Genomic DNA, 16,894 nt, shown 5'->3' with positions numbered 1-16,894 from the left:
TTAAGTTTTTCCCACTTTGAGACTGCGAAGTTCGCTGACAAAAGCTAGGCCTCGAGCTAAAAAATAAACATTCAATAAAACAAACAATTGTCCCGCCATTTTTGTATTCCAAGCATGACGTATTTTCCAGGACGACAAAAGAACGATAGGTAATTGCCATACAACTAATAAGATGAGCCAGCCGCTATTTATTGTTTTTACATCAAAAGAACCAAAGAGCAGTAGAAATAAAACAAATAAACCAGCCAAGAAACAGTAAAAAGGCGGAACTAAGATGCTGGGCAATTCCCGCAGATTGAAAGTTCGGTCAAGTAGTCGATGTACATTGCTTTTAGACCGCCAAATTTCCTTTTTAAAAAACTCCGAAATTGTCGCTGGCTCTCGATGATGTATCGCAATAATGCGCCTGTCTGATAATAACTTCCCAATTTTACTTAGCCGAAAAGACAGATCATAATCCTCACAAGTGATTAAATCCTCATCAAATCCATGAACCGCGATGAACGCTTCTCTTTGAACAAAAACATTAGCTGATTCATGCCATTCTACCTCCTCAACGTCCTTTTTTTTCTCTCTAATATAAAACCAAGTTTTTTGGACCCAGGTTGCATTTGGAGGTAAAACCACAGGACTGCCAAAAGAGACAATTTCACTTTGTTTCAAATAGCGAGAGGCTGCTGCTAACCAACTATTAGTAACAGTACAATCCGCATCAAGGAAAACAAAAATCTCACCTTTTGCCTCAGAAGCGCCATAATTTCGCAATCCGGAGATGGTTAAATCGGGTTGAATGAATGTCTGCGCGCCCAATTCTTTAGCAATGGCGACTGTCTGATCAGTAGAACCATTATCGACAACAATCACTTCATATTGAGCATGATCATAGTCGACGGCAAAGATAGATTCGAGACAATTCTTAATATTGTGCTCTTCATTTTTAGCTGGAATAATAATTGAAAAATCAATCATGCATCCCCTCCTCCCCAACCGCTTGGCCTTCCTTTTCAGGACGCAACAGCAATGCCTCCAAAGCCAGCATATTGGTCTCCCAATCAAAGCAGGAAATTACATAATCCCGAGCAGCACGCCCGATGATATTTGCCTGCTGCGGGTCATCCAGTAAGCGACAAGTCATCGAGATGAAATCCTTGGCCGTATCAGCGATTAGTAAATGGTCACCGGAGACTGCTTGCACGCCGGCGTTGGCTCTGGAAGTTGCAACAACAGGCTTCTCCATAGACATGGCTTCAAGCACTTTATTTTGTACGCCGCGGCCTTGATGCAATGGGGCCACACAAACATCTGCGAGCTTATAGTAAGCACGAATATCATCGACAAAGCCGGTTACAAAGATGTTAGTCCGCGCCGCTAAAGCCTCTATCTCAGCAGTAGGATGACTTCCTACAATATAGAAGAGCAACTCAGGGTAGCGCTGTTGAAGATGTGGCCAAACCTCCTCGATGAACCAAAGTACCCCTTTGATATTTACGGGGTAATCCATTGCGCCGGTAAAAACTATAGCTGGAGCGCATTTTTTTGCAATGAGATCTATTGTTGAGTCTACGCAAGTTGGTGAAAAACACTGATGATCAACACCATTGGGGATGACAGCTAAGTTTTTGCACTCAGGACAATGGGTATAAAATAACTCCGCTTCACCGGTAGAGACCAATACCGTATGATTAAAATAATTTTGAATCCGCTGCTCATATTTCAGCAAACGACGATATTCAAGATGATACAACTTATTGAGTGGAAAACTTGAATCGCCTGCATACTGTAGCCACTTATCAGAATCTACATCACAAAAGTCCATAAACAATTGTGGTTTCTTGATAGAATCAAGTTGAGACAATGCTTTCGACTTAAAAATATATTCGGCCATGGATGATGAAAAGCAAAATATAGAGTCGTACTCCTTGGTTTGTAACCAGGCATCAAAGGTTCTCTGCATAATTTTGCTATAAAAATACCTGCTACTGAGAGCTCGCCCCTGAAGCAAGGCCATTCCTCCCCTAATTTTGGCAATTCGAGGGCTTAAAGGAAAAACCTCAACCCGGTTACACAATTTTTCCAAATCAACTTTGTATTTAAGATCTTCCGGTTCATCAGCAAGACAGAGCAAATCCACCGAATGCCTTTGCGCCAGATACTTCAATTCATTGAAAGAACGAATTTTATCCCCTTTATTAGGAGGAAATGGAATGCGATGGACGATAAATAAAATTTTTTCCATAAAAACCTTCAATCCATGTACAGCACCTAATTAAAGTTAAACTTTGTCATATCGTGAGCTTTTCTTTATAAGAATAAAAAGCTTCAGCATATCGCTCAGAAGCATTTATTTCCATCCCCCGAATTCTCATTAGCGATTTAAAGAGTTCTGGATCGAACCAATTTTTGTCTCTCTGCGATTTATAGCTACCATCAATAAGCAAAACCTTTTTTAGACTGTATTTTTCATTAACCGGCACGTATGCATTCGGCTGCCCCATATCCCCATCATATTTAGGAATCTCATATTCCAGTATCAAATGATTTCTGAAGGTATTTAAAGTTAACTCTGAAACAAGTCTGTGGTCTTGATGTTTATCCTGTCGATAATGAGTGAATATCAAATCAGGAGAAACCTGCTGCTTTATCTCTTCATAAAAATCTTTAACTTCATAGCCGAGATAAGGGAGGAAACCATCCCTGAAGTCTTTAATAATGATGTTTATATGCTTAGCGTTATGCAAAAACTTTTCCGCACAGGCCTGTGCTTCAGCGGCTCTGACTTCATTGGAGCAGAAGACCACCCAGGTACAGTCGATAGCTCTGTTTGCAGTGAGTTCCAGAATTGTGCCACCACAGCCAATTTCAATATCATCACAATGGGCACCAAGGCATAGAACCTTCAGCGGTTCATCGGTGTGTGGCAGGTTCAGTCCTAACACTTCGTACTCCTTCCACTTTATATTTGTCATTTTTCAACCAGACTTCCCAAGGTGCTCCACCTTTGGCATAAGCCTCATCAAGAGTCTGTTTGTCTTTATAGGTATCCATACTGGCCCAAAACCCCTTATGTTCCCAAGAAGTCAGCTTCTTGGCTGCAATCAATCGCTGGAACGGATCTTCAACCAGTTCTTCACCCCATTTTAAATAATCAAAGATTTCTGATCTGAGGACGAAATAACCGGTGTTGATATAAAGCCCGGAAGTCCCGATATGACTGATACTGTTCACCAGACCGTCACCCTCCCTGGTGACAACGTGAAAGCTCTGCGATGGTTGATATGCGGTAAAACTTGCAACTTTATCTGTTTGGGGTTTAAACCATTCAATCATCGTATTCAGATTCAAGTCTGATAAACCGTCACTGTAGTTCGCAAGAAACATCTCCTCCCCTTCAAGATGTTCCTTAACCTGCATCAGCCTCATACCAATATTAGAGTTAATTCCGGTATCAACAAAAGTGATACGCCAGTCATCAATATCGGTATTCAACATCTCAATGTGTTGACCGCCTTTTGTGTAGACAAAATCGTTAGAAATAGTCTCGTCGTATTCGACAAAATATTTTTTTATGGTATCCGCCATATGCCCTAGGCAAAGGATAAAATCCTTGTGACCATAGTAGGCATAATAACGCATGACATTCCAAAGTATCGGACGGTATCCTAGAGGGACCATTGGCTTGGGAATTTTCTCTGAGTACTCCCGTAAACGCATCCCCTGTCCACCACAAAAAAGTACGACTTTCATCTAAGCTCTCCTTTATAAAGAGTATACTTTTGGATTCACGCCCATAGCAGACATTGTCTTGGTAATCTCATCTTGATAGACCCCATTCATGATAATAACGGTATCAGGTTGATAGTCTTTCAAAAATTCAGGCTGGACATAACGGCTACCGATTCCCGGAATATAATTTCCTTCCATGTTCGGGTTAATATCAACAACGTAGTCAATCAAGCTAAGATCTGAAAATTGTGTCAGGAAACCAACAGACTTTGAACCGCCCCCCCAGACAACAACCTTTTCTCCAGACTCCTTCATCTGCTTGAGCCGCTTTTCCCATTCACTCAGTTGTTGGTTTATTTTCGTTTTAAAGTTCTCAATTCTTACCTTCTGATCTGCAACTGTTTCTTCAATCGGAAAAGTTTTTTCTGCCGGAGTGTCGGAAGGGACAGCTTCAATCAGTAGATACTGATCGCTATAGTCCAGACGGATATCAAGAACATCAAAACCCGCATTGCGAAACAGACGACCAAGGGAGCCGGCACTGAAATAGCTGCAATGTTCGTAGTAAATATCCCAAAACGCTTGAATATCGAGAATTCTATTAATCTGAGGAATCTCAAAGAACACAACAGGCTTTTTTTGTCCAAGGGACATACGAATCAGTCGGAGGAAATCATAAGTATGAAAAATATGTTCAAACGTGTGCCGACAGCAGATAAAATCCGGATTCAGCGCTCCGTGTTTTTCTGAATAGTATTCTTTATAGAAGGTAAGATGCTGATTGGATTGTCGACCATCCTCGTAGGCAGGATCAACGCCAATGCCAATTCCACCAGCAAGCTTATTGAGGAGGTTTATAAAGTCACCCTTACCGCATCCGATCTCCAGGATTGTCTTTCCTTTGAGGTCATATTTGGAGATTAATTCGTTAGAAATCCGAGTGAGATATTTCATAAAGGTCTCGGAAAATCCCTGCTGATCCTCATAACCCAGAGTGAAATAGTCAGTGTCGGTATCATAAAGGCGGTTAAAAATAAATCCACATTGTTGACAGATTCCAAGACCAATATCTTTTCTTGGGACTGCTAACGCTTCGGCCTTTGACTTGACTGTAACAATGCTATAAACAGGTGCGTTTTTTATCAGGAAAAAGTCCTCGATTTGATGACTTTTACAACTGGGACAGGCTTCATGATGCATAATATCATTCTCTCAAATAGGAATTAAAAAACTGCTACTTCGGGAATGGGCACGACAAATTTTCCGCCCCAATCATATACATAGGAATTCTGACTGATGATTTCCTTTTTCAAATTCCAGGGCAAAATCAAGAGGAAATCAGGCTGAAACTTTTTAATCCCATCTGGATGATAGATAGGGATATGCGTCCCAGGTGAGAATTTACCTTGTTTATGTGGATTACGATCGACGGTGAAATCAATAAAATCGGTGCCGATACCACAGTAATTCAACAATGTATTTCCCTTACCTGGAGCACCATAGCCGACAACAGTTTTACCCTTACGTTTACAGTTGATAAGAAACTCAAGCAATTTACGTTTAGTTTCTCGGACCTGCTCTGCAAATGATGCGTAAGTCGCCATCTGAGTCAAACCAAAGTTCAGCTCTGAAGTCCGTAGATCAGTTACCGCCGCCAAAGTTGGATGACTTTTTTCCCCGGTATGACAGGCATAAATACGAAGCGATCCACCATGGGTCGGTAGTTGTTCAACGTCAAAAATAGTCAAACCGTGGGCCGCAAAAACTTTCTCTACTGCGATGAGTGAAAAATATGAAAAATGTTCATGATAGATGGTATCAAACTGGTTTTCCTCCATAAGTCTCACCAAATGAGGAAACTCCATCGTGATAACACCTCTTTGCTTTAACAGCAGCTTCATTCCGGCAACAAAGTCATTGAGATCCGGGACCTGAGCAAGGACATTATTCCCCAACAACAGATCGGCTTGCTTGCCATCATCGACTAGGCTTTTCGCCAATTTCACGCCAAAAAACTCAGTGATCGTTGTTATCCCTTTATCAATCGCTACTTGAGCTACATTTTTAGCCGGTTCAATCCCCAAAGCCGGTATTCCCGCCGCTACAAAGTTCTGCAGCAAATATCCGTCATTACTGGCAAGTTCGACAACATGGCTCGAATCATTAAGAGAGTAACGAGAGGTCATCATCTCCGTATATGTTTTAGCATGTTGCAGCCAGCTGTCAGAATATGAAGAGAAGTAGGCATAGTCACAGAAAATTTCATGGGGATTCACATATTCTTCAAGTTGAACTAAAAAACACTTGGGACATACATAAACATGAAGTGGGTAGAAAGGTTCCATCATGTTTAAATGATCCGCATCTATGTAACTTTCACATAAAGGGGTCATACCCAAATCAACGAACGTATAGTTCAGACTTTCACCGCAAAAACGACAATGACTGGATGTTTTCATGCCTTGTACCTCCTTGGCTTACGTCAACATATCCAGGGTGAAATCGGGCCAGGACATATCTTTGTCAGCTATGACAACTGGATCTATTGGCAATTTAATACCGACTTGAGAATCATTATACCGAAGACCTCTATCTTTTCCTGGAGCATAAAACTCGTTGGTAAAATAAGTAATTTCAGTATCATCGACAAGAGTAATAAATCCCTGAGCAAAGCCCTCTGGTGAATACAACGCTTTATGATTCGACTCAGTCAGTTCAACGCCATACCATTGGAGAAAAGAACTTGACTCAGGACGTATGTCAACAATCATGTCAAAAATGGCCCCTTTAGTGCAGCGAATCATTTTGCTTTCCTGATAAGGAGCTATCTGAAAATGCAAACCACGCAATGTCCCCTTTTGACGACTTAAAGACGTGTTTATTTGAGCAATTTCTGAATTCAAACCGGCCTCCTGCATTTCTTTTTTGCACCAGGACCGACCGAAAAAACCACGCTCGTCACCAATCTTGTTGATCTCAATAACAAAAGCACCCTTGAGTGGCGTTTCAGTAAAAATCATAACATATTCCTTATATGATCCATTGCAGTTGGTCATTCAGCTTGCCATGCTTCTGAAGTCGACCGATGACATGCAAACGCATAAGCTGAGATTCCCGATATTGTGAATCATGGAAATCCATTTCTAGCAGGTTATTTTTGATTTCAGTTATTGTCGACGTAAGATTCTCACTGGGTTGATGATTAGGAGCGAGTTGCTTGAATAAATCGAAATTTGCTCGATAAGAACGCTTATCTGGAGGAGCATCAGGGTTTACAGAGATGTCAACGCCAGGAATAACTTCGGCTGTCGCTTCCGCCAATGAAAGCATCGTCGTGTTCCACTCGTTGCTACCTGAGTTGACAGCTAAAAAGTGACCACCATTAGAGGATGACCGAGTGATGGCCCAGTCCATGGCACGAGCCATATCCTTGGTATTGATCATCGGACGCCAGGGAGTTCCATCACTCAAAATTGAAATATGTTTATTAACAATGGCACCAGCAACAAAATCATTTAAGACAAGGTCCAAGCGAAACCGGTCAGACCACCCACAAGCTGTCGCAAATCGATGGCACGTAACTGTAAAATTGTCATCAGCCAATTTTTCTAACGCTTCCTCTGCAGCAACCTTTGACCGCGCATAAGCTGTTAGCGGATTCAGCTTGTCTGTCTCTTTACGAGGTGAATCATCGGCCTGCCCATACATTGAACAACTTGAAGCATAGACAAAGGATTTAACCCCGTTCCTCTTTGCCATTTCCGCTAGGTTGGTTGCAGCCCTATAGTTGATATCCATCGTCACTTCTTCAAATTTGTTACCGATGGGATCATTTGATATTGCAGCAAGATCAATGATACCATCGACCCCCTTGAGAAGCTCTTCAGGAAATGCACGGATGTCTCCAAAAACCTGTTTATTCAGTTTGATTTCCGGCAACATTGCCGCGTTAGTTAAGCAATGGGCAAAGTAACCAATGTCAAACCCGATCAACTCTCCATCAGGATATGATTTTCGCAACTGGCTAATAACACTTGGTCCAACATAACCAAGATTTCCAACAATCAAAATTTTCATAATATTCCTCAATTTTAAATATGGTTGTTAATACAGTTAACCTTTTGAGCCGAACTTACCAGCAACGGCATAACATAGTTACTGGACAATGCTGTCCAGAACCCATAACTTTTGCCTTAAAATATTTTCTTTCAAACTCATTTTACCACGAAACTATTGGCAGATTTTCGAATTCTTTTAAAAAAAATAATGGTAACTCAAGGAGGTTTTGCAGAATTTCAAGAAAAGTAAAAACAAATGGTATCTTTTTAAAGACGTTTTTTATTTGATGTATTTCAGACACAGTCGTTTCTACTATTATCTTATTCTGAGGTTGCAAGTGATCAGGATTCTCTGTTGTCTGATCAACAATGACAGCTTGCACCTTCTCTTTCCATATCGGATAAGAAGTCATATTATAACTTGTGCTGGAATCGATTGAATTTATTGAGAAACATTCTATTTCTACATTGGGGATACGTAGATAAAGATTCTGAATTACAGACAGAATGAAGGTTTCATCTTCTATTTTTTTGTTTCCATAGTGGCCAAAAATGCCGATAACTTTCAGCTTAGACATCTTTAAAGCATTTCACCCGAATCACATTAGAGAGAGATATATCGACGAATAAGTGGTCCTAAACTGTTACACCAGAAAAGCGGCATTTTCATCCAAATCCTTTCAGAAATCATTCTAAGTTTTGAAGGTTTAAAAGGAATTAGCTCCTCTTTATCTGCCAATAAATCAGACCATAAGAGGGGCCTTGGTGTAGCTCCCCATTGTTTTTTGAACCGATACGTACCTTCACCGATCGTTGATCGTCCAAAATCGAAAATTTTATACCCATGATCAGCAGCGAATGACAAAAAGTTCCAATAAAGGAGAACGTTAGCATTTTGAGAATTATAACGCCGCAACGAGGATGCCCAAGGAATAGATACAGTCTCTCGATGCATCAGGATAATTCCGCCAGCAGCTAACTCACCATCTGGAGTAAATACGAGACCAATTTGAGCACTGTTGGCATAATTTCTGACAATGGCCTTTATCCACTTAAGGCTATGAACAGGAGAACCAAGATCGCGCATATTTTCAGAAAAAATCTGATAGAAATCACTAACTAATTCAAGACCACCCAATTTAGCTGTCAAACCGTCTTTAAGCGGTTTTTTAATTTGGCTACGCAATTTTGATTTTAAACTGCTCAGATAGATTTCCGATGATGTTGGGAGCTCTAGAACCATCCTGACTTTCTGATCACCATCCGTTACATCTTCAACTGAAGTTCGGTGTTGCCCCGTTCTATATTCGATCCCTGAAATACCATCCTCAATTCCCAATTCTTTCGCCTTATGAATAAGCAGCGTTTCAATCTCTGCGCTATCGACTAAGCATCCCCCAACATCACAATACGGCAGAGAGACATAGTTGCATCCACAAAAAGGGCATTTAAGGATGATCATGGGAAGTACGCCACAGATTTGTTCATCCTCTTCAGCAATAAGATAGCAGGACTTAAATCGGTAGGCCTCGGTTACGGCCTTCTTCCAAGCAAACTGATGGTAAGCGAGACTATCTGGATGGTCTAAAACATAACGATTCCATTCCTCTTCATCCTGATCCGTAGCTTTACGTATTTGCATAATTATTATTATAAACCTCGATAGAGAGCTTAAAATTAAAACTTATCTGCTCAGCGGAATTGAAACTATAATTAGCGAGGTGAAACTGCCGTTTGGATTGCTGTACCCCCTGTTATCAATCCCTGCCATAAAATGGGACGCTCCGGTCCTACCCACATCGGATGATGGCCGCTACCACTTTGATCTACAATGTTTTCTGGTGTCGGGTTTAAATTTAGATACCACGGCAGTTGTACTGATCCCGGTGTTTTAATTTCCTGCTCGATTTCACTGAGTGTCAACACCTTGTCATAAAACTGAAAACCACGAAGCACACCGTTCCAAACCTCGTGTCCAGGATTCCATGGAGCATCCCCAACCGCAAGCACCGGTGCAGGAGGATCAGGGGAAATGTCAACAGAATATCGTATTACTTTACTCATGTCTGGCCAGTCCCAATAAAACTCGTGAATTGTTGACGCCTCTGATATCCAACAAATTGCGACCTGAGTATACCAGCGGTCATAAATCACGTTACTGTCATTGGTTACATCTTTACCGGGTGGAGCTGCAATCTCCCAAAAGTGCTGCGACTCTGATTGCCAGTCTGGATAAGGATGAAAACCATAGAAGGTATTTGAGGGGAAAAATGCTCCATTATTGCCCCAGAAAAAAGCAGTATAGTAGGATTTCTGTTGTCTTGGATAGAGGTGCCAGATATATGTCGCGGGAAAAGCAGGCAAAGGCTTATCAAATTCAAACCGCATCGTATTACGGACTTTGGCACTACCTGGAAAATCCAGACCATAGATAGTAGTAACAGGAATAACTTGAAGGGTAGCCGTGGCGATCTCATCTGTAGTTTCTGCAATGATTGTGATATCCCCAGGAGCTGTTGCTGTCAGGAAACCGTTTGCGTCTATAGATGCCTTTGACGGAGGATCTACCCTCCAAGAGATCTCTTTGGTAAAAACTTTGTCACCTGTTGTTTTTGACACAATACTGAATATTAGTGATTCTCCTACCAGCAACCGAGCCTCGATCGGTGAAACCGATAATTCTTCGGTCTGAAGGTCGGAGACAGTCACCTCGACAGCTCTGCTTTGTCCTTCAAATGTTGCGATTATCATCGCATTCCCGGCAGCTAATGCAGTGACATACCCTTGTTCATCAACTTTCACCAGAGAGGGACGATTGGAGGACCAGGACAAAACCTTCCCTGTTCTCCCTGCAGAATCACCAATAGTCGCTTTCACCTGCTTCAGAGAACCTACTTTAAGTGTGGGAGTGGCCGTTCGTGCTGAAAGAATATTTCCTGCAAAATCACTTATTGTTGCGACAAAAGACAATGACTGACCAACGAGCAGATGCGCCTTTTCTGGGCACACCCAGATATCTACAGCCATATCATCTTCGTGGACAGGAGGACCTTGATCGAGAGCAGAGCGATCGCATCCCCATACGAGAAGGATTAAGAATAAACAGACAAAAACTTTGCCGGAACCCTTAAATCCAGCATCAAGGCTCAATCTGTAAAGGATAACATGTAAAGACTTACCTATCATAGAGATCCAAAGCTTCACTCGATTACTGTAAATGCCAAGATATCGCAGCCAAACAATTTATTCTGATTGTACCAGTGGAGAAAAAGGTCAATCGGACATCGACAATCCATGCTTTATTGAACTAAAAGAAAAATCTGATATTAATCTCTTGAAACGACTTTCAGTCTTACCCAAATTCAAATAATGCCTGAACCGGCTTTTGGCACTTGCACCGGCCATTCGTGGCTGCTGTGGATCAAATTCCCAAGGATGCAGATAAAAAACAAAGGGCTCTTGCTCCTTGTTATTAATCTGTTTCAAACCCCACCGGGTTATGGCGTATGGAAGCAGGCGAAAGTAACCACCACCTGCAATAGGCAGATTTCTATCTCCAAATTGCAAGGTTGTAATTGGAATCTCCTGAATACCCGTTTGTCCATCCATTAATGCTGGACTATCTTCCCATTTGCCCCCATTTTTTACTGCATATCCCGAAAACCTTGGCCAGTCAGGAATCCCATAGAAGTCATGCTGCATCGGGAAAATACTGGAATCATATTTAAATCCCGCCTCAAGCAATTCATCAAAAGCCCAAGAGGTCTGGCGGGTAATCGAATAGCTTGGAGCACGATAACCCAGGACAGCAGCCCCAATTTGATCTTCCAACAACCCTTTTCCACGACGGATATCCTGTTTGTAAGTCTCACGATCCTGTAACGCAACCCGTTGATGAAGATAACCATGGCTTGCGACTTCATGGCCTAGATTTGCAATTTTAACTGCTAGTTGCGGGTATCGTTCAGCAACCCAACCGAGGATAAAAAAAGTGGCTTTAACTTCATTGTCAGCAAGTAGTGAGAGAACCAAGTCAGTATTACGTTCAACCCGACACTCACGTCCAGCCCACGTTTCAGGAGCGGAAAGTTTTTCGAATGCTGAAACGTGAAAATAATCTTCAACATCGATAGTAAGATAATTTTTTATCGCCATAAGTTGTTCAATCCTTCAACAGGTGTCCTAAAAATATCAATAACAGCTGAATTGATTTTATCCGTCTTTATCTGTGTTCATCTGCGGCAATAAGGCATTTATCACAAAGACCAATAGGTTAGACCCGCATTCTCAACGTCTCGCCGCTTAAGAATTGATTTAACATCAACAACGACACCGTTACCGTTGCCATTTGTACAAAATTGTGTAAGAGCAGAAATTCCAATATCCGCAAATGCTTTGTGACTCACAGCATAAATCACCGCATCAACCTTGCCGACAGCATTCAGATCAATCAACTCCAAGCCATATTCATAGCGGGTTTCATCAGGGTCAGCCCAAGGATCATGAACCATAACTTCGACACCGTAATCTTTAAGTTCTTTAACAATGCCAACAACCTTTGTGTTGCGGATATCCGGAACATCTTCTTTAAAGGTCAGACCCAGGATAAGAACTTTGGAGCCTTTAATAACTTTACCGGAGCGAATCATCTGCTTCACTGTATTTTCAGCAACATATTTTCCCATACCATCATTGATACGACGACCTGCAAGGATGACCTGGGGCAAATAACCGATCTGTTCTGCTTTGTGGGTCAGGTAATAAGGATCAACCCCAATACAGTGACCACCAACTAAGCCCGGAGTAAACTTAAGAAAATTCCACTTGGTTCCAGCGGCAGCAAGGACATCCATGGTCGGAATGTCCAACTTGTTAAAGATCAGCGATAATTCATTGATCAACGCAATGTTAAGATCGCGTTGGGTATTCTCAATAACTTTTGCCGCCTCTGCAACTTTGATACTTGAGGCACGATGAACACCAGCAGTGATAACCAGTGAATAGACCTGAGCAACTATTTCCAGAGTCGCCTCATCCATACCGGAGACGACCTTCATGATTTTTTCAACTGTATGAACCTTATCTCCTGGATTGATCCGTTCTGGAGAATAGCCAACCTTAAAATCAACCCCACATTTTAAACCCGATTCACGCTCGAGAATTGGGACACATATATCTTCTGTCACTCCCGGATAAACGGTCGACTCATAAACGATAATTGTTCCATTTTTCAAGTTCTGACCAATTGTCTTTGACGCTTTTTCCATAGGGGTTAAGTCGGGGTTATTATTCTGATCAATGGGAGTTGGAACAGTAACGATAATAAAATCAGCTAATTTTAAATCTTTGGGATCTGTCGTGTATTCAATCCGTGTCTTTTTCAGGTCTTCGGCTGACAGTTCACCGGTAGCATCATAGCCAGACAGTAACTGTTTAACCTTTTCTGCATGAATTTCAAATCCAATGACATCGACTTTTTTTCCAAAAGCTGCAGCCAGAGGAAGGCCGACATACCCTAAACCCACAATAGCTATCTTAGCTTGCCGATTAATTATTTTATCTATTGTTATCAAATTCCAATCTCCTATTGTCATGAACAATGCCAATGACTTAACTTTAACATGTTCTAAGTATTATGTTTTTATCATTGTGAAAATCTGTGTTCAAACAATCCAATGAGTCGTTCAACACTTAGTAAGATACCAATCATAAGTCAGCTTTAATCCTCTTGCAACTGAATACTCTTGTTGGTATTGTAATAAATCCACAATCTTGCTGTTATCTGCTAGCGAGTATTTTATATCTCCAGACCGCGGTAAAGAATAGCAGATATCAAGTTGATTACCAGACAACCTTTGTATCAATGCCAACAACTGATTCAAATTTGTTTGCAGACCATTTCCAACATTCATAGCGGATTGGTATGCACACTGACTACGAACCGCAGCAGCTATTAGCGCCACAAGGTCAGCAACATAGACAAAATCACGACTCTGTTCTCCATCACCAAAAACAGTCAAGGTCTGGCGGTTGATCGCTCTTTGCATAAAAATGCTGATAACACCAGAATAAGGGGAAGATGGATCTTGTCTAGGACCAAAAATATTAAAAAAGCGAAAAATGACCGGCGATAAATCATATTGGCGACGATAAAAATCAATATAATATTCACTTGCCAGTTTATCGGCGGCATAGGGGGTTAAAGGTGCCAGTTTTGTAGATTCTGAAACCGGGATAACTTCAGTGTTGCCATAAACGGCAGCAGAAGAGGCAAAAACAAAGCGTTTAATAGCATGTCGCTTGGCTGCTTCTAAAAGATTAACCGTACCAACCAGATTAACCTGATGGGTTTCAATTGGATCATCAACAGAAGCTTGAACGGAGGCTACTGCAGCCAAATGAACGATTGCATCGCAATTTTTTGCTGCATGTAAAACGATTTCGGGATCGCGGATATCACCCTCAATAATCTTCAACCGCGGATGACTTAAAGGAAGGTTGGTACGATGTCCGGTACTGAAATTATCGAGAACCGTGACATTATTCTTTTTTGCAATTAACACATCAACGAGATGGGAACCGATGAAGCCCCCCCCGCCAGTCACCAGTATTTTCACGCGATTTCATCCTCTTTCTTAATTTAAAGGAACCTAAAACAAAGTGAAAGACAGGCTTAACTTTAAACTGCTCACAACATTGCTTGTGGTTAAATTATTCAATTTTGGATCTAAGCCCCATAGACTCTTCAATGCTCGACCGCTTGCCGTCAACAAGAAGTGATTGTCGCAATCTGTCAATTTGTGCCGATATTTTTTTCAAATGATCATCAAATTGTCCAAATTGAGTTTGTTGCTGATTAATCAGATATTCAAGAATACTTCCTTGGCTGGAAAGTCGTTCAAGGATAGCTTCTTTTTCGGAGCGGTTAGCGTTAAGTTTGGCATAGTTATCCTCAATGCGAGCTAATCGGCTATTCAGATCAACGGGGTCATGAGGCCCACTTGAAGCATCAAAACCACTTCCCTGCATAACAGGCTCATCAAAAGAGAGTTCGGTCAAAGCATCTTGAACAAGATCCATATCGATCACTTTCGTCTCTTCGACAAAAGCCGATAGAAGAAGAAAGTCACAAATCAGATTAATCAACCGTGGGACACCACCGCTAAAACGGAAAATGGCATCAATAACACCATCCTGAAAAGTCACACAGTCGCGATTACCAACAGTGGCGAGACGATGATAGATATATTCCTCAGTTTCTTCACGATTTAAAGGGTTGAGGTGACAACTTATGCTGATCCGTTGTCGCAATTGTCGCAATGATGGCTTAGCAATAATTTGTTTTAATTCTGGTTGTCCAACAAGGATGATTTGCACCATCTTAAAGTTGTCGGCTTCAAGATTAGAGAGTAAACGGATTTCTTCTAAACCTTCCTCTGAAAGGTTCTGCGCCTCATCAATAATAATAATAGGTTGACGGTTCGACGTACACTCCTCTAATAGAAAGTCATTTAAGTCGGTTATGAGCTCAACCTTATCTTTACCTTTTGTTTCCAAACCGAAATCAGTATTGATCATGGCGACGAGCTGATATCCGTCAACACGCGTGTTGAAAATCATTGACAAGGTAACATCAGTACTTATCTTGTTAATGATGTCTCGGAGCAGAGTCGTTTTACCAGAACCAACCTCCCCGGTCAGCAGGGTAAATCCAGCATTTTCTTGAACGCCGTATTGCAGATAACTGAGAGCTTTACGATGCCCTTTACTTAAATAAAGAAATTTGGGGTTAGGTAGAAGGTCAAAGGGTTTAGCACTCAGACCAAAAAACTCTGTGTACATATTTTAAAACCTGACTGTCACACTCAAAGTGATAATATTATTATTATAATCATTGTCATCGATATCAGATTCGTTGATGCGGAAACGATATCCAAGAGATGCCAAGAAACGGCGATATTCGTAATCAAGGGAGGTGCCGAAGGTCATTCGATTCACATCTTCATTGACATCAAGGTCATCGAACTGTGCATATTCGTACTCAGCATCAAAATTGACGGTGACAGCTCTGGCCAACGGTTTGGCAAAGTCAAAACGGACACCATAGGCCGTATCTTCCCGATCAAGACGGATATAATCAGAATTGTTCCAGAAGATCTCAGTCGATGCGGTTAAAGACTCTTTCACATATGCAGCACCAAAGCGTGCCTCTTTTGTCTCTGTAAGCCCATCTTCTGCCGTCACAACGAAATCTTGAGAATAGGTCAAGGAAAACGTCACAGGTTGAGAAAGACGGTAGGCTATATCGACAAGCCAAGTCGTACTGTCTGTATCCAAGCCGGAGTCATAATCAATCTGGCTATAACCACCTTCCAATGATAGAGTCGTACGGCCACCTAACTGCTGAGTCAAACCTAAGATATAGTCCTGTCTGTCAAACTCATCAGCGTTGTCATCTGACATTTCAATCGCATAAGCATAACGTGCAAAGGCTTCTGAACTCGCTGATAGCTGCTTCACCAACGAGATACGTCCTTCATGTTCTTCAGTATCATCCCCGCGAGGGTCAACATAGTCTGCCCGAGAATAGGTATAACCAAAAAGAAGGGAGAAGGTTGGCATCAACTGAAGTCGATATTCTGGAGTTACTGTGGTCCGATAGACCGTTGATCTATTTTCAGCATCACTGTAAGCGTAATCATCACGCTCATCAATGGTTTCACGGCTGATAACTTCTGCAAGGTACAGGGTAAATGGTCGTCCACGAAAAAACAGTGCATTGGCGTCTGCCTGCTGAACATCCTTAAAGTCATCCAGATTTTCACTATCATTATTTTTATACAGACGATAGCGAAGTGAATAGTCGACCGATGCTTCAACCGAACGATTTTGATAACTTAAATTGACACCTGGCTGAATTGTCGTAATCCAATCCTCTTCTTCATTTGCTGAGTCAAGAAAAATATTATCATTATACTCTTCCTCAACAGTTAGGCGGGGGTGTATTTCAACTTCAGCCCATGAACTTATTGTCGAAAAGACAAAACAAATAGACATTAGAATAACAACAGAAATTTTCAATGATTTCATAATTCGCCCCTTGTAGAAATGGC

General features: G+C 41.5%; 16 protein-coding genes. All 16 read right to left on the bottom strand.

The window, feature by feature from the left end:
- The gene (locus tag BLU87_RS10465; protein WP_245706457.1) at positions 1 to 969 is read right to left on the bottom strand and encodes a glycosyltransferase; all 969 of its coding nucleotides are present in this window, start codon (positions 967 to 969) and stop codon (positions 1 to 3) included.
- Entirely contained in the window at positions 962 to 2,236 is a 1,275-nt protein-coding gene (locus tag BLU87_RS10460) for a TIGR03087 family PEP-CTERM/XrtA system glycosyltransferase (protein WP_092347901.1), read from the bottom strand. Before BLU87_RS10460 ends, BLU87_RS10465 begins: the two co-directional genes overlap by 8 nt.
- Positions 2,237 to 2,282: 46 nt before the next feature.
- Complete coding sequence (locus tag BLU87_RS10455) at positions 2,283 to 2,936, bottom strand: PIG-L deacetylase family protein (RefSeq protein ID WP_217637493.1); 654 nt, start codon at positions 2,934 to 2,936, stop codon at positions 2,283 to 2,285.
- Entirely contained in the window at positions 2,905 to 3,744 is an 840-nt protein-coding gene (locus tag BLU87_RS10450; RefSeq protein WP_092347895.1) for a sugar phosphate nucleotidyltransferase, read from the bottom strand. The genes BLU87_RS10455 and BLU87_RS10450 overlap by 32 nt, the downstream gene beginning before the upstream one ends.
- A 12-nt stretch (positions 3,745 to 3,756) precedes the next feature.
- On the bottom strand, positions 3,757 to 4,923 hold the full coding sequence (locus BLU87_RS10445) for a class I SAM-dependent methyltransferase (RefSeq protein ID WP_092347892.1): 1,167 nt from the start codon (positions 4,921 to 4,923) through the stop codon (positions 3,757 to 3,759).
- Between the two features lie 23 nt (positions 4,924 to 4,946).
- Entirely contained in the window at positions 4,947 to 6,182 is a 1,236-nt protein-coding gene (locus BLU87_RS10440; protein WP_092347889.1) for a class I SAM-dependent methyltransferase, read from the bottom strand.
- Positions 6,183 to 6,200: 18 nt separating this feature from the next.
- On the bottom strand, positions 6,201 to 6,743 hold the full coding sequence (rfbC, locus tag BLU87_RS10435; RefSeq protein WP_092347887.1) for a dTDP-4-dehydrorhamnose 3,5-epimerase: 543 nt from the start codon (positions 6,741 to 6,743) through the stop codon (positions 6,201 to 6,203).
- Positions 6,744 to 6,753: 10 nt separating this feature from the next.
- Complete coding sequence (locus BLU87_RS10430; RefSeq protein WP_092347884.1) at positions 6,754 to 7,800, bottom strand: NAD-dependent epimerase/dehydratase family protein; 1,047 nt, start codon at positions 7,798 to 7,800, stop codon at positions 6,754 to 6,756.
- Between the two features lie 142 nt (positions 7,801 to 7,942).
- The gene (locus BLU87_RS10425; RefSeq protein ID WP_092347881.1) at positions 7,943 to 8,359 is read right to left on the bottom strand and encodes a hypothetical protein; all 417 of its coding nucleotides are present in this window, start codon (positions 8,357 to 8,359) and stop codon (positions 7,943 to 7,945) included.
- Positions 8,360 to 8,385: 26 nt separating this feature from the next.
- The gene (locus BLU87_RS10420; RefSeq protein WP_092347878.1) at positions 8,386 to 9,423 is read right to left on the bottom strand and encodes a FemAB family XrtA/PEP-CTERM system-associated protein; all 1,038 of its coding nucleotides are present in this window, start codon (positions 9,421 to 9,423) and stop codon (positions 8,386 to 8,388) included.
- Positions 9,424 to 9,494: 71 nt separating this feature from the next.
- Positions 9,495 to 10,808: an Ig-like domain-containing protein gene (locus tag BLU87_RS10415; RefSeq protein ID WP_175498354.1), complete on the bottom strand. Its 1,314-nt coding sequence runs from the start codon at positions 10,806 to 10,808 to the stop codon at positions 9,495 to 9,497.
- Between the two features lie 246 nt (positions 10,809 to 11,054).
- Positions 11,055 to 11,936 (bottom strand): XrtA system polysaccharide deacetylase, encoded by an 882-nt coding sequence (locus BLU87_RS10410; RefSeq protein ID WP_175498353.1) that lies wholly within the window; start codon positions 11,934 to 11,936, stop codon positions 11,055 to 11,057.
- Positions 11,937 to 12,037: 101 nt separating this feature from the next.
- On the bottom strand, positions 12,038 to 13,354 hold the full coding sequence (locus tag BLU87_RS10405; protein WP_092347872.1) for a nucleotide sugar dehydrogenase: 1,317 nt from the start codon (positions 13,352 to 13,354) through the stop codon (positions 12,038 to 12,040).
- Positions 13,355 to 13,465: 111 nt separating this feature from the next.
- The gene (locus BLU87_RS10400; protein WP_092347869.1) at positions 13,466 to 14,398 is read right to left on the bottom strand and encodes an NAD-dependent epimerase/dehydratase family protein; all 933 of its coding nucleotides are present in this window, start codon (positions 14,396 to 14,398) and stop codon (positions 13,466 to 13,468) included.
- A gap of 94 nt (positions 14,399 to 14,492) precedes the next feature.
- Positions 14,493 to 15,623, bottom strand: a complete 1,131-nt coding sequence (locus BLU87_RS10395; RefSeq protein ID WP_092347868.1) for an XrtA/PEP-CTERM system-associated ATPase — start codon at positions 15,621 to 15,623, stop codon at positions 14,493 to 14,495.
- Between the two features lie 3 nt (positions 15,624 to 15,626).
- A complete protein-coding gene (locus BLU87_RS10390; protein WP_092347865.1) occupies positions 15,627 to 16,871 on the bottom strand; it encodes a TIGR03016 family PEP-CTERM system-associated outer membrane protein in 1,245 nt (414 codons plus the stop codon).
- Positions 16,872 to 16,894 lie beyond the last annotated feature (23 nt).

Origin of the sequence: Desulfuromusa kysingii (assembly GCF_900107645.1) — a bacterium.
GTDB classification, from domain to species: Bacteria; Desulfobacterota; Desulfuromonadia; order Desulfuromonadales; family Geopsychrobacteraceae; genus Desulfuromusa; species Desulfuromusa kysingii.
Note: the sequence above shows the minus strand (reverse complement) of the source record. Positions and strands in the feature narration are given on the sequence as shown.